The organism is Corallococcus sp. CA049B (genome assembly GCF_003611685.1).
Lineage (GTDB): Bacteria > Myxococcota > Myxococcia > Myxococcales > Myxococcaceae > Corallococcus > Corallococcus coralloides.
Window position 1 is genome coordinate 1 of sequence record NZ_RAWC01000189.1, and the last position, 17,940, is coordinate 17,940.

A 17,940-nucleotide genomic window follows, 5' to 3' on the forward strand; every position below is an offset into this window, starting at 1 on the left:
TCCCGGCACCCAGCCCCGAGCTGCCACCAGCCCCGGCATGCGCGCCGTGAGCGCCGCCCGCGCGGCCCCGCTGGAGAAGCCGAAGCCGGAAGGCCCGCTGGGCAAGCGCGTCGCCGCGGAGACGTCCAACGTCCTCCTCAACGCGTTCTCCATCCTGAGGGAGCAGTTCGCGGACTTCCGCGCGAGCGACCGCTTCTTCAAGTACAAGGCCGGCATCGTCGCGGGCTGGCTCGTCCTGTCCGTCGCCAGCCTCGGCATCGCGTGCCCGGGCAGCTCCATGGACACGGGTGACATGGACGCGCGCCTGGTGCTCAGCGACAAGCTGGACCGGCCCTCCGTCACCATCTGGAACGAGAGCAAGGACGTCTGGCGCGACGTCATCATCACCGTGAACAACGAGTACAAGGCGGTGGTGGCGGAGGTGCAGCCCGGCAACTTCGTCACCATCACGCCCAAGCAACTCCTGGGAAAGAGCGGCGGCTCCGCGCCCGCGGACCTCCGCTTCCAGGCGCTGACGATGAAGAGCGCGGACGACAAGGCCGACCTCACGCCCTCCCTCCAGGAGGAGTGGAAGCGCCTCCTCGCGCCGAAGAAGTAGCCCGCCGCCACCACGAGCGGGCCTCCCCAGACGCCGGAAACACGAAGGGCGCCCTCCTGAAGCAGGAAGGCGCCCTCGGTGCTTCTTCAGCCCGTCCGGGCCTCACTCACGTGAGACCCGGGCCCGGGGAACGGCTCAACCCTCGGACTTCGCCTCGGCGGGAGCCTCGGTCGTCTCAGCGGCGGCCGGGGCCTTCGCGGGACGGTCCACCAGCTCGATGAGGGCCATCTCCGCGGCGTCGCCCCGGCGGAAGCCCAGGCGCACGATGCGGGTGTAGCCGCCCGGACGGGAGGCGTAACGCTCCTTGTACTCGCTGAACACCTTCTGGAGGACCGTGCGGTCCTTCACGGTGCGGGCAGCAAGGCGCACGTTGGACAGGCCACCGCGCTTGGCGAGCGTGATGATGCGCTCGGCCAGCGGACGGACTTCCTTCGCCTTGGGAACGGTGGTGCGGATGGCCCCGTGCTCCAGCAGGGACGTGACCATGTTGTTCAGCATCGCGAGACGGTGGCTCGTGGTGCGGTGCAGCTTCCTTTGTCCGACCTTGTGGCGCATGCGCGTGCTCCGGGGCCTCTTCTTGAGAACCCCACCACTCCGGCCGTATCAGGTACCGGGTGGGAAGGACGGCCCCGACACCAGGGCCGCCGTTGAATCGGGCCCTGTGTACCAGGGCCCCCTGCCTTCGCGCCACCGTGAAGCCGTGTCGGTGGGATGCCAAGGCAGGTGCTTCAGGAAACAGCGACGCTTCAGGCCTTGGGGGCCGCGGGAGCCGGCGCGTTCTTCGGCGGCCAGTTCTCCAGCTTCATGCCCAGGGACAGGCCCATCTCCGCGAGGATCTCCTTGATCTCCTTCAAGGACTTGCGGCCGAAGTTCTTCGTCTTGAGCATCTCCGCCTCGGTGCGCTGGACCAGGTCACCGATGGACTTAATGTTCGCCTGCTGCAGGCAGTTGGCCGAACGCACCGACAGCTCCAGCTCATCCACCGAGCGGAACAGGTTCTCGTTGAGCTTGGCCTCTTCCTTCGGCGCCTCGGCGACGACCGGCTCCTCGGTCTCGTCGAAGTTCACGAAGACCGTGAGCTGCTCCTTGATGATCTTCGCCGCGTACGCCACCGCGTCCTGCGGCACCACGGAGCCGTCCGTCCAGACCTCGAGCGACAGCTTGTCGTAGTCCGTGACCTGACCGACGCGCGCGTTGGTGACCTGGTAGTTCACCTTGCGGATGGGCGAGAAGAGCGAGTCGATGGGGATGGTCCCGATGGGCGCGCCCGGCACCTTGTTGGTGGACGCCGGCACGTAGCCCCGGCCCCGGCGGCACGTCAGCTCCATGCGCACCTTGCCACCCTCGGACACGGTGCAGATGTGGTGACCCGGGTTCAGGATCTCCACGTCCTGGTCCGCGATGAGGTCGCCCGCCTTCACTTCCTTGGGGCCTTCCACCTCGATGCGCAGCGTCTTCGTCTCGTTCGTGTGCATCCGGAGGAGGACCTCCTTCAGGTTCAACACGACGTCCGTGACGTCCTCGGCCACCTCGGGGATGGTCGTGAACTCGTGGTCCACGCCCTCAATCTTCACGGAGGTGATGGCCGCGCCCTGCAGCGACGACAACAGCACCCGCCGCAGCGAGTTGCCCAGCGTCGTCCCGAAGCCGCGCTCCAGCGGCTCCGCCACGAACTTGCCGTACGTGGGGCTCAGCGAGTCCTGGTCCACTTCCATGCGGCGCGGCTTGATGAGGTCGCGCCAGTTCTTCGCAACAAACGTGTCGGCCATGGGGACTGCTCCTCTGGTCGTGCGCCATCACCCACTTCCCCGTCAGGGTGACGGGAGGACGGGCACGCGGGGGGACTGCGTAACAAGCTCGCCCGGCGCACGCAGGACGCGCCTTCCAGGCGATGAAACGACAGGCGACAAAGCGACAACGCCCCGGCCTCGTCGGCCAGGGCGTCCACCGCGGGAGGGGCCCACCAGAGGCGAGCCCGGCATCCCTGCTTACTTCGAGTACAGCTCGACGATGAGCTGCTCCTGGATGGGCATGGTCAGGTCCTCGCGGTTCGGGACCGTCTTGACCGTGCCCTTGAACGACTTCTTGTCCAGGTCGATCCACTGGGGAACGCCACGGCGGTCCACCGTCTCCAGCGCCTCGGAGATGCGGAGCACCTTGCGGCTCTTCTCCACCACTTCCACGGCGCTGCCCGGCTTCACGGAGAACGACGGGATGTTCACCCGGCGGCCGTTGACCTGGAAGTGACCGTGACGCACCAGCTGGCGCGCCTCGTTGCGCGTGTCCGCGAAGCCCATGCGGAACACCACGTTGTCCAGGCGGAGCTCCAGCTGCTGCAGCAGGTTCTCACCCGTCTTGCCCTTGGCCGCGGACGCGCGGTGGTAGTACCCGCGGAACTGGTTCTCGAGCAGGCCGTACATGCGCTTGACCTTCTGCTTCTCGCGCAGCTGCACGCCGTAGCCGGAGAACTTCACGCGGCCCTGGCCGTGCTGACCGGGGGGATAGGGGCGGCGCTCGATGGCGCACTTGTCCGTGTAGCAACGGTCGCCCTTGAGGTACATCTTCAGGTTCTCGCGCCGGCAGATACGGCAGGCGCTCGCGGTATAACGAGCCACGGAAACTCTCCTTGCAGATGGTCTGGAGCCGGGCCCGCCGCGAGGCGGGGCCCCGGCCCGAAGCGGTAATTAGACGCGGCGGCGCTTCGGCTGACGGCAGCCGTTGTGCGGGATGGGCGTCACGTCGCGGATGAGGCTGATCTTCAGGCCGGCGGCGGCCAGCGCGCGCAGCGCCGACTCACGGCCCGCGCCCGGGCCCTTCACGAACACCGTCACGGTCTTCAGGCCGTGCTCCATCGCCTTCGCCGCGGCGTCGCCAGCGGCAACCTGCGCCGCGAACGGCGTGGACTTGCGGCTGCCCTTGAAGCCGCGCGCCCCGGCCGACGACCAGGAGATCACGTTCCCGGACACGTCCGTGATCGTGATGATGGTGTTGTTGAACGTGGACTGGATGTGGACCACGCCGTTGAGGATGTTCTTCTTGCCCTTGCGCTTGCTCTTCTTCGCCGCAGGGGTCTCGCCACCCTCGGCACCGGCCGGCGCGGCGGCGGTATTGATCTCGTCAGCCATGTGAATCGCTGCTCCTGGGAGTAGGTGATCAACGCCCGCGCCTCACACGAAGCGAGGCAGCGGGCGCCAGAGGGTTTAGCGGGCCGGAGCGGACGGCTTCGCGCGAACGATGCCGCGCTTGGGGCCCTTGCGGGTGCGCGCGTTGGTGTGGGTGCGCTGGCCGCGGACCGGAAGACCCTTGCGGTGACGCAGACCCCGGTAGCAACCCAGGTCCATCAGCCGCTTGATGTTCATGGTCACCTCGCGCCGGAGGTCACCCTCGACCTTGTAGTTGGCCTCGATGATCTCGCGGATCTTTCGAGCCTGGTCCTCGGTGAGGTCCTTGGTCCGGGTGGTGAGATCGATGCCCGCCGCCTCGATGATGTCGTGCGCGGTCTTGTTACCGATCCCGTAGATGTACTGAAGCGAGATCACCGCACGCTTGTTGGGCGGCAGATCGATGCCGGCGATACGAGCCATCTTCGGTCTTCCTTCGTTGTGGAGTTGGTCTGAGGCAAGAGTCCCTGGGGACTCTTAGCCCTGGCGCTGCTTGTGCCGGGGGTTGGAGGCGCAGATGATGCGCACGATGCCCTTGCGGCGAACAACCTTGCACTTGTCGCAGATCTTCTTGACGGACGCCCGAACCTTCATGGAGCGAACTTCCTTCCTTCAGCGGTGAAAAGCACAACAGCCGGTCCGCACAGGCGGCCGGCGCGAATTATTTGGCCCGGTACGTGATCCGCCCACGGGTCAGGTCATACGGCGACAACTCGACCTTCACCTTGTCGCCCGGGAGGATACGGATGAAGTGCATCCGCATCTTGCCCGAGATGTGCGCGAGCACCTTGTGGCCGTTGTCCAGCACCACGCGGAACATCGCGTTCGGTAGGGGTTCCATGACGGTCCCCTCGACTTCGATGGAATCATCCTTCGGCAAGCGTCAACCTTCTTCCCGGACCACGAACCTTCTGGAAGCGCGGCGGGATAACACTTTGGTCCGTAAGTAGCAAGCGCCGCGCGATCTGAAATCTGGACCTCTATCAACACCTTCTGACATCACCCTATTTCACCCGGGGTCTGGGGCCCCTCATCGACGCCGGGTCAGCACTTCCGGCCCCCGCTCCGAGATCAGGATGGTGTGCTCGAAGTGGGCGGACAACTTGCCGTCCACGGTGACGGCCGTCCACTCGTCCTCCAGGACCTCCACGTCGGGCGTCCCCTGGTTCACCATCGGCTCCACCGCCAGGACCATGCCTGGCCGCAGCTTCATCCCGGACCCCGCCTGCCCGTAATTGGGCACCTGCGGCGGCTCGTGCAGCTTCCGGCCAATCCCGTGCCCCGTGAAGTCCCGGACCACGGAAAACCCCCGCGCCTCCACGTAGCTCTGCACCGCGTGGCCAATGTCGCCAATCCGGTTGCCCGGCTGCATCACCTGGATGGCCTTCTCCAGGGACTGCCAGGTGGCGTCCACCAGGGCCTGGGCCTCTGGCGTCACCTTCCCCACCGGCACCGTACGCGCCGAGTCCCCGAAGAAGCCCCGGTAGACGACCCCGAAGTCCAGCTTCACCAGGTCCCCAGCCACCAACCGGCGCTTCCGGTCGGGGATGCCATGGACGACCTCCTGGTTCACGGAGGCACAGAGAACGCCCGGAAAGCCATGGTAGCCCTTGAACGCCGACCGGGCGCCCTTCTTGGCGATGAGCTGCTCCGCCAGGACGTCCAGCTCCCAGGTGGACACCCCCGGGGCCACTGCCTTCTCGAGTTCGTCCAAAATCTCACAGACGATCCGCCCCGCGTCCCGCATCAGGGCAATCTCGTCCGGACCCTTGAGCTCCACCGGGTTCATGCCCCTTTTCCTACTGGCACGCTGCTCTGTCGAGAACCCGTGACCGGTGGGGCGGCAGTCCAGACCGGCCCTGCCCTCGCCTCGCGGGCTGCCCCAGGCTCAGGCAGGACGGCCAGCGGCCTTCTTGATCTCCTCGTAGATGCCCTCCGGAGACCCGACGCCGTCCACGCTCTTGAGCAGCCCCTTCTTCGCGTAGAAGTCCTTCAGGGGGGACGTCTCCGCGTCGTACTTCTGGAGGCGCTTCTCGATGACCTCCGGCGTGTCATCCGGACGCTGTACGAGCTCCGTGCTGCACTTGTCGCACAGCCCCGCCCGCTTCGGCGGGCTCTGGGTGACGTGGTAGACGGCCCCGTCATTGGGGCACACGCGCCGGCCAGAGCCACGCTCGACCAGCGTCGAGTGCGGGACCTCGAGTGACACGACCGCATTCAGCTGCTTGCCCAGCCGCTCCAGCATCCGGTCCAGCGCGTCCGCCTGTCCCGGGGTGCGCGGAAAGCCGTCGAGCACGAAGCCCTGGGCCACGTCCGGCTCCTTCAGCCGCTCCTCCACGATGCCGATGACGACATCATCCGGGACATACTGCCCCGCGGCCATCAGCGGCCCGGCCACCTTGCCCAGCGGTGTGCCATCCTTCACGGCCTTGCGCAGGATGTCGCCGGTGGAGATCTGCGGGATCTGAAAGTCCGCGTAGAGCTTCTTCGCCTGGGTTCCCTTCCCGGCGTTCGGCGGCCCCAAGAGGATGAGGTTCATGTCGCTCCTTTGTACCTACGTCCACCCTTGAACGACGAGGCGCCCCTCCCCACCATTGGGGAGAGGCGCCCGGAACACAACCGACCGCTGTCAGGCCGCCACGCGAACCCGGCCGCGGATGCGCGGACCGCGCGGACCCGCGAAGCCTTCGTAGTTGCGGCTGATGAGGTGGCCTTCGATCTGCTGCACCGTGTCCAGCGCCACGCCCACCACGATGAGGAGCGCCGTGCCGCCGAACGTGAACTGCACGCCGAGCACGCTGCTGATGACCGACGGAATCACGCAGATGACGGCCAGGTAGATGGCGCCGCCGAACGTGAGGCGGTTGAGCGTGCGCTCGATGAACTCCGCCGTCTGACGGCCCGGGCGGATTCCGGGGATGTAGCCACCCTGCTTCTTGATGTTGTCCGCCACATCATCCGGCCGGAAGGTCAGCGCCGTGTAGAAGTAGGAGAAGAACACCACGAGCAGCACGAACAGGCCGTTGTAGACCCAGAGGTTGCCCTCCATGGTGCGCTGGAAACCCTGCAGGAAGGGGAACCACGCGCCCAGCGTCGCGGGGAAGGACAGCACCGCGCCGGCGAAGATGGGCGGAATCACGCCCGAGGCGTTCACCTTCATGGGGAAGTACGTCGCCTGCCCCGCGAACATGCGCCGGCCCGCCATGCGCTTGGCGTACTGGATGGGCACGCGCCGCATCCCCCGCTCCACGTAGACCACCACTCCGATGATGAGGAGCATGAAGAACAGCAGGCCCAGCACCGCGGCCACGTTCACGATCTCCTGCGTCGTCAGGTCCAGCAGCGTCTTCGCGCCGGGCAGCACGCGCGCCACGATACCCGCGAAGATGATGAGCGAGATGCCGTTGCCGATGCCGCGCTCGGTGATGCGCTCGCCCAGCCACATGATGAAGGCGGTGCCCGCCGTGAGGCTCACCACCGTCATGAAGGTGAACCAGAGGTTGTCGTTGGGCACCACCACCTGGTTGAAGCCGCCCTGCCCCGCGTCGGAGCGGCCCAGCGAGGCCAGCCAGCGCGAGATGCCCACGCCCTGCACGATGGACAGCGCGATGGTGCCGTAGCGCGTGTACTGGTTGATCTTCTGGCGGCCCGCGGCGCCTTCCTTCTGCAGGCGCTCCAGGCTGGGCACCACCACCGCCAGGAGCTGGATGATGATGGACGCGCTCACGTACGGCATGATGCCCAGACCGAAGATGGACATCTGCTCCAGCGCGCCGCCGGAGAAGAGGTTGAACAGCGACACGAGGCCGCCCGATTGTTTCTGGGCGTCCATGAACGCGTTCATCGCGGAGCGGTCCACGCCCGGCGTGTTGATGAAGATGCCGATGCGGTAGACGGACAGCAGCACGAGCGTGTACGCAAGCCGGCTGCGCAGCTCCGCGATGCGGAAGACGTTGGCGAAGGCGTTCAAGGCCACGGTAATGCCATCCTCTTCAAGAGGTTCTGCCAGCAACAACAAACGCCCCTCTCCGGTTCCGGAAAGGGGCGCGGAAGCCTACACAAGGCTGGGGGCGCGCACCACATCACCGTGATGCGCGCCGGTCACGCCTACGCCCGGGGCTGGCGAGGAGCCTTGACGCCCTTGCCAGCGTGGGCCTTGGCGGCCGACTCCGGCTTGTGCGCCACCAGAGGGAGCTCCTCCACGGAGCCGCCCGCCTTCTCGATGTTCTCGCGAGCCGCCGCGGACACCTTGTTCACCTTCACGGTGAGCTTCTTGGCGAGCTCGCCGTGAGCCAGGACCTTCACGCCATCATAACGGCCCTTGACCAGGCCCGCCTGCTTCAGCGCGGCCTCGTCCACCGTGGCGCCGGCGTCGAACGTGTGCTCCAGGTCGCCCAGGTTCACCACCGCGTAGGTGGTGCGGTTGGGCGGGTTGAAGCCGAACTTCGGCAGGCGGCGCTGCAGCGGGCTCTGGCCGCCTTCGAAGCCCTCGAACCGCATGTTGCCGGAGCGGGCCTTCTGGCCCTTGCCGCCGCGGCCGGCCGTCTTGCCCAGGCCGCTACCCTGGCCACGGCCCACGCGCTTCTTGCGGTGCCAGGAGCCCTCAGGGCGCTTCAGATTGGTCAGGATGCTCATGTTGGATCCTCAGTTCTCAGGCCTTGGCCGTGGCGGCCAGGCGCTCCAGGGCGCGGTCCCGGGCGACAATCTTCCGGGGCTTGCGGCGCTTGGGCGCCGGGGCCTCCTGGCTGACCGTCTCCAGAGAGACCAGGTGCTTCACCTTGAACACCATGCCGCGCACCGCCGGGGTGTCCTTCAACAGCCGCTCGTCGCCGAACTTCTTCAGACCGAGGCCCTTGATGGTGGCCACCATGTCCTCGGAAGAACCCGAGAAGCTCTTCGTCAACTTAACCTTGAGCGCCATGGCTAGCCCCTCGCCTCGCCCGCGAGCTTCTGGGTCTCGACGTCCTTGCCACGCAGCCGCGCGACCTGCTCCGCGCTGCGCAGCAGCTTCAGGCCCGCAACCGTGGCCTTCAGCACGTTGTGCGGATTCCGCGAACCCTGGCTCTTGGTCAGGATGTTGCGGATACCCGCCGCCTCCAGCACCGCGCGCACCGCGCCACCGGCGATGACGCCCGTACCTTCGGAGGCCGGCTTCAGGAGCACCCAGCCGGCACCGAAGTGCCCCAGGATCTCGTGCGGGATGGTGTGGCCCATGCGAGGAACGCGGAACAGGTTCTTCTTCGCGTTCTCGCCACCCTTGCGGATGGCCTCGGGGACTTCGTTGGCCTTGCCCAGGCCCACGCCCACGTGCCCGTTGCCATCGCCCACCACGACAAGCGCGGCGAACGAGAAACGGCGGCCGCCCTTCACCACCTTGGCGACGCGGTTGATGTTCACCACGCGGTCGGTCAGGTCCAGATCGTTCGGATTGATCGGAGTTGCCACTTGAGGAATTCCTTTCTGGTACCTAGAACTTCAGGCCGGCCTCGCGCGCGGCGTCAGCCACGGCGGCGATGCGCCCATGGTAAGGGAAGCCGTTGCGGTCGAACACCACCGCATCGACGTTGGCGGCCTTGCACTTCTCCGCGATGAGGGAGCCCACGCGCTTCGCGTCGGCCTTCTTGTCGCCCTCGTCCTTGCCCTTCAGCTCCTTGGACAGGGACGACGCGAACGCCAGCGTGCGGCCGGTGGAGTCGTCCACCACCTGCGCGTAGATGTGCTTGAGGCTCTTGTAGACCGACAGCCGCGGACGCTCCGTGGTTCCGGAGAGCTTCTTGCGGATGCGGTTCTTCCTCTTGAGGCGCTGATCGACAGTCTTGGACATGGCTGCTTCCTTTTCCGTCCGGCGGCGATGCGGCCTTCCGCCGCCGGATGATTCCACCAGACCTCAAGGCCCGGCGGGGTTGAATGCTCGGCGAAGACGCGGCGACGACTAGGTCGTACCGGTCTTGCCCTCCTTGCGACGGATGCGCTCCTCGGCGTACTTGATGCCCTTGCCCTTGTAGGGCTCCGGCGGACGCAGCGAGCGGATGTTGACCGCCGTGGCGCCCAGGGCTTCCTTGTCCGCCGAGCGGAGCGTGAGCCCCACCGTGGGAAGGCTGTCCTCGGTGCGGGAGGTCTTGTCGACTTCCGCCGTCACGCCCTCCGGCAGGTTGAACACCACCGGGTGGGAGTAGCCGAGCGAGAAGTGGATGGCCTTGCCCTTCACTTCCGCGCGGAAACCAACGCCGCGGATGTCCAGGCGCTTCTCGAAGCCCGTGGACACGCCCTTCGCCGCGTTGGCGAGGATGGTCCGCGTCAGGCCGTGCAGGCTGCGGGCCTCGCGCGAGTCATCCTCACGCTGCACCGTCACCTGGCCGTCCTTCACCTCCACCTTCACCTTGGCGGGGAGCTTGACGGACAGCTTGCCCTTGGGGCCTTCGAAGTTGACCTGCTGGTTGGCGACATTGACCTTCGTCTTGTCGCCAAGCTTGATCGCCAGTTTTCCAATCCGACTCATGATTGCCTCGTGCTGTCGTCGCCCGGGGCGCGCTCCTCGCGGGGCGCCTCACCCAGGCTCCTGGCTAGTAGACCGTGCAGAGCAGCTCGCCGCCGACCTTCTGCTTCCGGGCCTCGGTGTCCACCAAGATGCCGCGCGAGGTGGAGAGGATGGAGATGCCCATGCCACCGAGCACCGGCTGGATGTCGCGCACCGCGACGTAGCGACGCAGACCGGGCTTCGACACGCGGCGAATGCCGGTGATGGCCGGGCTGCGGTCCGGGCCGTACTTCAGCTGAACGGTGATCTCGTTCTGCGGCGCGACCTCGTGGATGGTGAAATCCCCGATGTAGCCCTCATCCTTGAGGACCTTGACGATCTCCACCTTGAGCTTCGAGTGGGGGATGACGACCTTGTCGTGCCGCGCACGCGAAGCGTTGCGCAGGCGGGTCAGCATGTCGCCGACGGGATCATTGACCGGCATGAAGCACCTTCAAGCAAAGCAGCGGTCCCCAGGGGACTCACCGCAATCGCGGCCACCACGCCTGCCGGGCCCATCCCGGGGGTTCGCGACGACCGCCACTTCTCTTCTACTTCAACCGGGCACCGCCCTGCCCTCTTCAGGGCAGGGACGAGGGTCCGGGTCCAACGTCTACCAGGACGACTTGGTGACGCCGGTGATCTCACCGCGCAGGGCGCGGTGACGCAGGCAGATACGGCACATCTTGAACTTGCGCAGGAAGGCGCGAGGACGACCGCAGAGACCGCAGCGGTTGTACTGACGCACGGGGAACTTCAGCTTGCGCTTCGCCTGGGCAATCTTGGAGAGCTTGGCCATGATCGATGGGAGTCCTGGGCTCGGTTACTGACGGAACGGCATGCCGAAGTGACGCATCAGCGCGAGGCCCTGCTCGTCGTTCCGGGCGGTGGTGACGAAGCTGATGTTGAGCCCCTTCACCTTTTCGATCTGATCGTAGTTGATTTCCGGGAAGATGATCTGCTCGCGCACGCCGAGCGTGTAGTTGCCCTTCCCGTCAAATGCCTTGGGGGACACACCCTTGAAGTCACGCACGCGCGGCAGCGCGACGGTGATGAGGCGGTCCATGAACTCGAACATGCGGTCGCCGCGCAGCGTGACGGCGGCACCGATGGCCTGGCCCTGGCGCAGCTTGAAGTTCGCGATGGACTTGCGCGCGCGCGTCACGACCGGCTTCTGACCGGTGATGGCAGCCAGCTGGTCCACCGCCGACTCCAGGATCTTGTTGTTGGCGAGCGCCTCGCCCAGACCCATGTTGACGACGATCTTCTCCAGCCGCGGCACTTCCATGGGATTCCCGAGCCCCAGTTCCTTCATCAGGGCAGGAACGCCTTCCGCGCGGAAGCGGTCCTTGAGGCGCGCCGAGCGGGCCTTGAGGCCCTCCTCGATGTTCGCGGCGAAGCCGACCTTCTTGGCTTCTTCCTTGCCGCGCTTCTTGCTCTTCTTTTCCTTCGAGTCGGCCTTCTTCTCGTCAGCCATCTTTCATTCCCCTGCTTCGGAACGCCGTCATGGACCCAGCGCGCCCGATCAGTCCTGCGTCTAGAACGTGGAAACACCCAGAGGACTCAACCATTTCAGCCCTCTGGACGTGCACGCCCGCTTGCTCCACCACGAGGTGGGGCAAGGGGCGCGCATACATGCCCGAACACCGCCCCCTAGTCAATCAGGGCGTCACACTGCTTGCAGAACCGCTTGGAGGACTCCCCCTCCTTGCGGATGCCGACGCGGGTCGGCTTGTCGCACTTGGCGCAGACCACCTGGACGTTCGAGAGCGCGATGGTGCCCGGCTTCTCGATGATGCCGCCCTCGGGGGACTGCGGCGTCTTGCGCAGGTGGCGCTTGACCAGGCGCAGGCCCTCGACCGTCACGCGGCCCGCCTCCCGGTCAACCTTCAGCACCTTGCCGCGCTTGGTCGCCGGCGTCTTCTCCGAGCGCTCAGACCCGGAGATGACCTGGATGGTGTCACCGACTTTCAGCTTCTGCATGGCTTCCTCACTCTGGCTGTTCGCCGTCAGGCCTGCGTCCTCTTAGAGGACCTCGGGCGCCAGCGAGATGATCTTCATGAACTTGCGGGCACGCAGCTCACGGGCCACCGGCCCAAAGATGCGCGTCCCGATGGGCTCCAGGTCCTTGTTGATGAGGACCGCCGAGTTGCCGTCGAACTTGATGTAGCTGCCATCCGCACGACCCACCTCGCGCCGGGTGCGGACGATGACGGCCTTGGCCACGTCACCCTTCTTCACCTTGGAGTTGGGCAGGGCCTCGCGGATCGACACGACGATGACGTCGCCGATGGAGGCGTACTTGCGCTTGGAGCCGCCGAGAACCTTGATGCAAAACACCTTCTTGGCGCCCGAGTTGTCGGCCACATCGAGCACACTCTGCATCTGAATCATGTGAAGTCTCCTCTTGCTCGAACCCGTCCACGCGCTTCATGGCGCACGGACGCGGTGTGGCCTACCTAGACGTTCTTGCTCTTCTCCAACACCTCGACCACGCGCCAACGCTTGTCCTTCGAAGCGGGCTTGGTCTCGGCGATGCGCACCCGGTCACCCTCGTTGATGGTGACCTTCTTCGGGTAGTCGTGATCCTCGACGTGCGCCTTGTACTTCTCGCGCAGGCTCATGATCTTCCCGTACTTCGGGTGGGGAGCACGACGCTGGACGGTGACGACCACCGTCTTCTGCATCTTGTTGGAGGTGACGATGCCCACGCGGGTCTTGGGACGACCCCGGGTGGAGGTCTCGGCAGCGGGCGTTTCGGTCGCTTCAGCCATGTTGGTTCTCACTGTCTGTCATGCACCCGGGCCCTCTGCCCGGATGGCCACGAACACCCGGGTGAGCCCGGATGCCCGCGGATGCACTGCTACTACTACCCCGCCTTCGCGGCCCGGGCCTTTTCGCCCAGGACGGTGAGGATGCGGGCCAGATCACGGCGATGCTGCACGCCCTCAGCGGGGCTGTCCAGCGAGCCGGTCCGACGCTTGAGCCGATCCTGGACCAGCGTGTCGCGCAGCTCCTTCGCGCGATTCTGCAGGTCGTCCGTCGACAGTTCCTTCAATTCCTTCGCAGTCGCCATCTTGGTCTCCTCGGCGCGGGATGCGGGCGCCCTCCCCTGTCACCAGGTGGAGCGCCCGTCCCGGCGGTGCGTGACTACAGCGAGAGCTCGCTGCGGCGCACGATCTTGGTGAGCACCGGCAGCTTCGCCTGCGCCAGCTTCAGCGCACCGGTGGCGATCTCCTGCGTCATGCCCTCCATCTCGTAGAGGACGCGTCCCGGCTTGACGACCGCGACGTAGTACTCCACGCCACCCTTACCGGTACCCATACGGGTTTCGGCGGGCTTCTTCGTGATGGGCTTGTCCGGGAAGATCCGGATCCAGATCTTGCCGCCGCGCTTCACGTGGCGGGTCATCGCGATACGGGCCGCCTCGATCTGGCGTGAGGTGATCCATCCCGGCTGGAGGCTCACCAGGCCGAACTCACCATAGGTGAGGTCGCTGCCGCGGTGGGCCGAGCCGAACATGCGGCCCTTCTGCATCTTGCGGTACTTGGTTCGAGCAGGCTGAAGCATGGTCGATGTCCTTCGTGCCTCGCATGCAGGGCGGGCTTCTTAGGGCCCGCCCCACAGGGGCGTCTTACCGGTTGGTGGCCTGGGGGGCCTGGCCGCCCTTGCCGGGGAGGACCTCGCCCTTGCAGATCCAGACCTTGCAGCCAATCTTGCCGTAGGTCGTCTTGGCCTCGGCGAAGCCGAAGTCGATGTCCGCGCGGAGGGTGTGCAGGGGCACGCGGCCCTCGCGGTACCACTCGTAGCGGGCCATCTCGGCGCCACCCAGGCGGCCAGAGCAGGCCACGCGGATGCCCTTGGCCCCGAACTTCATCGCGGTCTGCAGCGCCTTCTTCATGGCGCGGCGGAAGGCGATGCGGCGCTCGAGCTGCGTGGCGATGTTCTCCGCCACGAGCTGCGCGTCGGTCTCGGCCTTGCGGACCTCGACGATGTTCAGGAAGACCTCGTTCTTGGTGAACTGCTGGAGGTCCTTCTTGACGGTTTCGATGCCAGCGCCGCGCTTGCCGATGACGATGCCCGGACGCGCGGTGTGGACGTTGACCTTCACCTTGTTGGCGGCTCGCTCAATCTCCACCTTGGACACGCCCGCGTGATTCAGCGACTTCTTGACGAACTCGCGGATGCGGATGTCCTCGTGGAGCCACTGAGCGTAGTTCTTGTGCTCGAACCACTTGGAGTCCCAGGTCTTGATGACGCCGAGCCGGAACCCAATCGGATGTACTTTCTGTCCCAAACTGAATCTCCTTGGTGCGTCCGGGCAGGGCCCGACGGGTCCTACTTCTTGGCCTCGGCCAGCACGACGTGGACGTGGGCAGACTTCTTCTGGATGGGCGTCGCGCGCCCCATGGCGCGCGGCATGAACCGGCGCTGGGTGGCGGCCTGGTCCACGGAGATGGTCTTGACGTAGAGGGTATCCACGTCGACCTGACCCTTGGACAGGTCCGTCGCGTTGGCGACGGCGCTCTTGATGAGCTTCTCCACCGGCCGCGCGGCGGCGCGCGGGGTGAACTTCAGGATGTTCAGGGCGGCCTCGACGGGCTTGCCCCGGATGAGCGCCGCGACGAGGGACAGCTTGCGCGGGCTCATGCGCAGGTGACGCAGATGTGCAGTCGACTCCATGGTCATCTCCTCAGGCTCTCAGGCGTAGGTACGGGCTACTTGCCCGGGGCCTTGGCGACCTTCTTCTCCGCCGAGTGCCCGCCGAAGGTGCGCGTGGGAGCGAACTCGCCGAGCTTGTGGCCCACCATGTTCTCCGTCACGAACACCGGAATGAACTTCTTGCCGTTGTGCACGGCGAAGGTGTGACCCACGAACTCAGGGAGAATCGTGGAGCGCCGGGACCAGGTCTTGACGACCGCCTTCTTGTTCGCCGCGATCATCCCCTCGATCTTCTTGAGGAGGTGATCGTCGACGAACGGACCCTTCTTGATCGAACGAGCCATGTTTCAAATCCTCTTACTGGCTGCGCGCGCCCTGGCGGCGGCCGCTCACGATGAACTTGTCGGTGCGCTTGTTGGTGCGCGTGGTGAGGCCCTTGGTCTTCTTGCCCCACGGAGACACCGGGTGCGGGTTACCCTGGCCGGACTTACCCTCACCACCACCGTGCGGGTGGTCGACAGGGTTCATGGCCAGACCGCGGACGGTGGGCCGAATGCCCAGCCAACGGCTCTTACCCGCCTTACCGATACGGATGATTTCGTGCTCGATGTTGCCCACCTGACCGACGGTGGCGCGGCACTCGATGAGCACCTTGCGCACGGCGCCGGAAGGCATGCGGACCTGAGCGTAACGGTCTTCCTTGGCCATCAGCTGGCCAGAGGTCCCGGCGGAGCGGATGACCTGGGCGCCACGGCCCGGCTTCAGCTCCACGTTGTGGATGATCGTACCCACCGGGATGTTCTGCAGCGGCAGGCTGTTGCCCGGCCGGATGTCGGCGGTGGAGCCGGCGAACACGGTGTCGCCCACGCTCAGGCCCACGGGGGCCAGGATGTAGCGCTTGTCGCCGTCCGCGTAGTGCAGGAGGGCGATGTTGGCGGTGCGGTTCGGGTCGTACTCAACCGCGACGACCTTGGCCGGCACGCCGTCCTTGTCCCGACGCTTGAAGTCGATGACGCGGTAGCGGCGCTTGTGACCACCGCCCTGGTGGCGGCGGGTGATGTGCCCGTGGACGTTGCGGCCACCGGAGCGCTTGATGGGCTCGGTGAGCGACTTCTCCGGGGAGTCCTTGGTGATGTCCGCGAAGTCGGACACCGTCATCAGACGGCGGGCGGCGCTGGTCGGCTTGTACTTCTTGATGCCCATGGTGTGTTCCTCTCAGGCGGATCCGGACGCCAATGGCGTCAGACCGCTCCCCCTTCGAAGAGTTCGATCTTGTCCCCTTCCTTCAGGGTGACGACCGCCTTCTTGAAGTTGGGGCGCTGGCCGATGCTCTTGCCCACCCGCTTCGTCTTGCCACGCACGATGTTGGTGCGAACACCCTCCACCGTGACCTTGAACAGGGACTGGACCGCGCGAGACACGTCGTGCTTCGTGGCCTTGCGGTCCACGATGAACGAGTACTGGCGGAACTTCTCCCGGGCCTTGTCCAGCTTCTCCGTGATGAGCGGGCCCTTGATGACGTCGTTCAGATTCATGACAGGGACCCCTCGAGCGCCTTCGCGGCGGCGGAAGTCAGGACGATGTGCGAGTGCTTGAGCACGGACTCGAGGTTGAGACCCTCGGGCGGCAGCACGTCGAACTTCGCCAGGTTGCGCACGCTGCGGTGCAGGTTGGTGTTGCCACGCTCGTCGATGACCAGCGCGTTCTGGAGCTTCAGGCGACGGGTGAGCACCTCGAAGGCCTGCTTGGACTTCGGGGCGTCCAGCTTGAAGCCGTCCAGGATGATGAGCTGCTTCTCCCGGGCGCGCAGGGACAGCACGGCGCGCAGGGCACCGCGGCGGACCTTGCGGGGCGGCCGGTAGAAGTAGTCACGGGCCTTGGGGGCCATCGCCTTGCCGCCGCCCACCCAGTGGGAGGCGCGGATCGAACCCTGGCGGGCGCGTCCGGTGCCCTTCTGCTTCCAGGGCTTCTTGCCGCCGCCGCTGACGAGCGAGGTGTTCTTCACCCCGACCGTGCCGCGGCGCCGGTTGATCTGCTGCATCTTCGCCACCTCGTAGAACAGGTGGGTGTTCGGCTCGGCGCCGAAGATCTCGTCGGAGAGCTCGATCTCCGACACCTTCTTCAAATCCAGGTCGACTACGTCAAACTTCGCCATGGCACTTTCCTCGGGGGTCAGAGTGAAACCACTCCGACGCCATCCCGCTTCCTAGGACTTGATCTCGACGTCAACGCCGGCAGACAGATCCAGCTTCATCAGCGCGTCCAGCGTCTGCTGGGTCGGCTCGAGGATATCGAGCAGGCGCTTGTGCGTGCGGATCTCAAACTGCTCGCGGCTCTTCTTGTCCACGTGCGGCGAACGCAACACGGTGAACTTGTTGATGCGCGTCGGCAGGGGGATCGGACCGGCCACCTTGGCGCCCGTGCGCTTGGCCGTCTCGACGATCTCCCCAGCACTCTGGTCCAGGAGCTTCGAGTCGTACGCCTTCAGCCGGATGCGGATCTTCTGTGTCGCCATTCGCAAGAACCTCTTTGAACGACCTCTGGGAACCGTGAGGCGGTACGCCCGTCAACGCCTGGATTTCAGAGAACCGTTTCTTCGGAACGAAGGGGCGCGGTGTGTACCACCACACCCCATGGGTTGCAACTGGATTTCCACCGGCTCCCCGGAACGACCCTCAAGGGCCCTCCCGGAGAGCTGGCAGCCTGGGAACTACGCGATGATTTCCGCCACGACGCCCGCGCCCACCGTGCGGCCGCCTTCACGAACCGCGAACCGGAGCTCCTTCTCCATCGCGACCGGGGTGATGAGCTCCACCTCGATGGCGATGTTGTCGCCCGGCATGACCATCTCGACGTTGTCCGGCAGCTTCACCGAGCCCGTCACGTCCGTGGTGCGGAAGTAGAACTGCGGACGGTACCCCTTGAAGAACGGGGTGTGGCGGCCGCCCTCTTCCTTCGACAGCACGTAAATCTGCGCCTTGAACTTCGTGTGCGGCGTGATG

At 65.9% G+C, this 17,940-nt stretch carries 31 protein-coding genes and 1 pseudogene; 1 reads left to right on the forward strand and 31 read right to left on the reverse strand.

The features are described from left to right. Positions 1-598 (forward strand): hypothetical protein (locus D7W82_RS30145; RefSeq protein WP_233588022.1); only part of this gene is annotated, 598 nt, incomplete at its 5' end. A 135-nt stretch (positions 599-733) separates the two neighbouring features. Here D7W82_RS30145 and rplQ read toward each other — a convergent pair. From rplQ to tuf, 31 genes and pseudogenes are all read right to left on the reverse strand, one after another. Then, positions 734-1,153, reverse strand: coding sequence for a 50S ribosomal protein L17 (rplQ, locus tag D7W82_RS30150; RefSeq protein WP_014395887.1), 420 nt, complete (start codon positions 1,151-1,153; stop codon positions 734-736). Between the two features lie 191 nt (positions 1,154-1,344). After that, the gene (locus D7W82_RS30155; RefSeq protein WP_014395886.1) at positions 1,345-2,367 is read right to left on the reverse strand and encodes a DNA-directed RNA polymerase subunit alpha; all 1,023 of its coding nucleotides are present in this window, start codon (positions 2,365-2,367) and stop codon (positions 1,345-1,347) included. A 219-nt stretch (positions 2,368-2,586) separates the two neighbouring features. After that, the gene (gene rpsD / locus D7W82_RS30160) at positions 2,587-3,213 is read right to left on the reverse strand and encodes a 30S ribosomal protein S4 (RefSeq protein ID WP_120574782.1); all 627 of its coding nucleotides are present in this window, start codon (positions 3,211-3,213) and stop codon (positions 2,587-2,589) included. A 69-nt stretch (positions 3,214-3,282) separates the two neighbouring features. Next, complete coding sequence (rpsK, locus tag D7W82_RS30165) at positions 3,283-3,723, reverse strand: 30S ribosomal protein S11 (protein ID WP_014395884.1); 441 nt, start codon at positions 3,721-3,723, stop codon at positions 3,283-3,285. Between the two features lie 75 nt (positions 3,724-3,798). Then, a complete protein-coding gene (gene rpsM / locus D7W82_RS30170) occupies positions 3,799-4,182 on the reverse strand; it encodes a 30S ribosomal protein S13 (RefSeq protein ID WP_120621643.1) in 384 nt (127 codons plus the stop codon). A gap of 54 nt (positions 4,183-4,236) precedes the next feature. Next, positions 4,237-4,353, reverse strand: coding sequence for a 50S ribosomal protein L36 (gene rpmJ, locus D7W82_RS30175; protein WP_043321360.1), 117 nt, complete (start codon positions 4,351-4,353; stop codon positions 4,237-4,239). Positions 4,354-4,420: 67 nt separating this feature from the next. Further along, positions 4,421-4,639 carry a translation initiation factor IF-1 gene (gene infA / locus D7W82_RS30180; RefSeq protein WP_002614803.1) on the reverse strand — a complete coding sequence of 73 codons (219 nt, stop codon included), beginning with the start codon at positions 4,637-4,639 and terminating at the stop codon, positions 4,421-4,423. Positions 4,640-4,789: 150 nt separating this feature from the next. After that, a complete protein-coding gene (gene map / locus D7W82_RS30185) occupies positions 4,790-5,548 on the reverse strand; it encodes a type I methionyl aminopeptidase (RefSeq protein ID WP_120621644.1) in 759 nt (252 codons plus the stop codon). Positions 5,549-5,647: 99 nt separating this feature from the next. Then, a complete protein-coding gene (locus tag D7W82_RS30190) occupies positions 5,648-6,298 on the reverse strand; it encodes an adenylate kinase (RefSeq protein ID WP_120621645.1) in 651 nt (216 codons plus the stop codon). 90 nt (positions 6,299-6,388) lie between these two features. Continuing rightward, complete coding sequence (gene secY / locus D7W82_RS30195; RefSeq protein WP_120621646.1) at positions 6,389-7,735, reverse strand: preprotein translocase subunit SecY; 1,347 nt, start codon at positions 7,733-7,735, stop codon at positions 6,389-6,391. 131 nt (positions 7,736-7,866) lie between these two features. Beyond that, entirely contained in the window at positions 7,867-8,394 is a 528-nt protein-coding gene (rplO, locus tag D7W82_RS30200) for a 50S ribosomal protein L15 (protein ID WP_014395879.1), read from the reverse strand. 16 nt (positions 8,395-8,410) lie between these two features. Further along, a complete protein-coding gene (gene rpmD / locus D7W82_RS30205; protein ID WP_014395878.1) occupies positions 8,411-8,680 on the reverse strand; it encodes a 50S ribosomal protein L30 in 270 nt (89 codons plus the stop codon). Positions 8,681-8,682: 2 nt separating this feature from the next. After that, complete coding sequence (rpsE, locus tag D7W82_RS30210) at positions 8,683-9,204, reverse strand: 30S ribosomal protein S5 (RefSeq protein ID WP_014395877.1); 522 nt, start codon at positions 9,202-9,204, stop codon at positions 8,683-8,685. A gap of 22 nt (positions 9,205-9,226) precedes the next feature. Next, positions 9,227-9,583: a 50S ribosomal protein L18 gene (gene rplR / locus D7W82_RS30215; protein WP_014395876.1), complete on the reverse strand. Its 357-nt coding sequence runs from the start codon at positions 9,581-9,583 to the stop codon at positions 9,227-9,229. A 108-nt stretch (positions 9,584-9,691) separates the two neighbouring features. Further along, positions 9,692-10,258 (reverse strand): 50S ribosomal protein L6, encoded by a 567-nt coding sequence (gene rplF, locus D7W82_RS30220; RefSeq protein ID WP_120621647.1) that lies wholly within the window; start codon positions 10,256-10,258, stop codon positions 9,692-9,694. 64 nt (positions 10,259-10,322) lie between these two features. Next, a complete protein-coding gene (gene rpsH / locus D7W82_RS30225; protein WP_014395874.1) occupies positions 10,323-10,721 on the reverse strand; it encodes a 30S ribosomal protein S8 in 399 nt (132 codons plus the stop codon). Positions 10,722-10,889: 168 nt separating this feature from the next. Beyond that, a complete protein-coding gene (locus D7W82_RS30230; protein WP_014395873.1) occupies positions 10,890-11,075 on the reverse strand; it encodes a type Z 30S ribosomal protein S14 in 186 nt (61 codons plus the stop codon). A 24-nt stretch (positions 11,076-11,099) separates the two neighbouring features. After that, positions 11,100-11,753: a 50S ribosomal protein L5 gene (gene rplE, locus D7W82_RS30235; RefSeq protein WP_014395872.1), complete on the reverse strand. Its 654-nt coding sequence runs from the start codon at positions 11,751-11,753 to the stop codon at positions 11,100-11,102. Positions 11,754-11,929: 176 nt separating this feature from the next. Next, positions 11,930-12,259, reverse strand: coding sequence for a 50S ribosomal protein L24 (gene rplX, locus D7W82_RS30240; protein WP_014395871.1), 330 nt, complete (start codon positions 12,257-12,259; stop codon positions 11,930-11,932). Between the two features lie 42 nt (positions 12,260-12,301). Continuing rightward, a complete protein-coding gene (gene rplN, locus D7W82_RS30245; protein WP_014395870.1) occupies positions 12,302-12,670 on the reverse strand; it encodes a 50S ribosomal protein L14 in 369 nt (122 codons plus the stop codon). 65 nt (positions 12,671-12,735) lie between these two features. Next, positions 12,736-13,062 (reverse strand): 30S ribosomal protein S17, encoded by a 327-nt coding sequence (rpsQ, locus tag D7W82_RS30250; protein WP_169821648.1) that lies wholly within the window; start codon positions 13,060-13,062, stop codon positions 12,736-12,738. 83 nt (positions 13,063-13,145) lie between these two features. After that, a complete protein-coding gene (gene rpmC, locus D7W82_RS30255) occupies positions 13,146-13,352 on the reverse strand; it encodes a 50S ribosomal protein L29 (RefSeq protein ID WP_014395868.1) in 207 nt (68 codons plus the stop codon). 74 nt (positions 13,353-13,426) lie between these two features. Then, complete coding sequence (gene rplP, locus D7W82_RS30260) at positions 13,427-13,846, reverse strand: 50S ribosomal protein L16 (protein WP_014395867.1); 420 nt, start codon at positions 13,844-13,846, stop codon at positions 13,427-13,429. Between the two features lie 64 nt (positions 13,847-13,910). Then, positions 13,911-14,573 (reverse strand): 30S ribosomal protein S3, encoded by a 663-nt coding sequence (gene rpsC / locus D7W82_RS30265; RefSeq protein ID WP_014395866.1) that lies wholly within the window; start codon positions 14,571-14,573, stop codon positions 13,911-13,913. Positions 14,574-14,614: 41 nt separating this feature from the next. After that, on the reverse strand, positions 14,615-14,959 hold the full coding sequence (rplV, locus tag D7W82_RS30270) for a 50S ribosomal protein L22 (RefSeq protein ID WP_014395865.1): 345 nt from the start codon (positions 14,957-14,959) through the stop codon (positions 14,615-14,617). 35 nt (positions 14,960-14,994) lie between these two features. Beyond that, entirely contained in the window at positions 14,995-15,282 is a 288-nt protein-coding gene (gene rpsS, locus D7W82_RS30275; protein ID WP_014395864.1) for a 30S ribosomal protein S19, read from the reverse strand. 13 nt (positions 15,283-15,295) lie between these two features. Then, a complete protein-coding gene (gene rplB, locus D7W82_RS30280) occupies positions 15,296-16,141 on the reverse strand; it encodes a 50S ribosomal protein L2 (protein WP_120621648.1) in 846 nt (281 codons plus the stop codon). Positions 16,142-16,179: 38 nt separating this feature from the next. After that, positions 16,180-16,473 carry a 50S ribosomal protein L23 gene (locus tag D7W82_RS30285; protein WP_120523548.1) on the reverse strand — a complete coding sequence of 98 codons (294 nt, stop codon included), beginning with the start codon at positions 16,471-16,473 and terminating at the stop codon, positions 16,180-16,182. Beyond that, positions 16,470-17,093 (reverse strand): 50S ribosomal protein L4, encoded by a 624-nt coding sequence (gene rplD, locus D7W82_RS30290; RefSeq protein ID WP_014395861.1) that lies wholly within the window; start codon positions 17,091-17,093, stop codon positions 16,470-16,472. The genes D7W82_RS30285 and rplD overlap by 4 nt, the downstream gene beginning before the upstream one ends. Before the next feature lie 51 nt (positions 17,094-17,144). After that, the gene (rpsJ, locus tag D7W82_RS30295; protein WP_002633608.1) at positions 17,145-17,453 is read right to left on the reverse strand and encodes a 30S ribosomal protein S10; all 309 of its coding nucleotides are present in this window, start codon (positions 17,451-17,453) and stop codon (positions 17,145-17,147) included. A gap of 195 nt (positions 17,454-17,648) precedes the next feature. Further along, a pseudogene (tuf, locus tag D7W82_RS30300) lies at positions 17,649-17,940 on the reverse strand (elongation factor Tu); the annotation flags it as partial.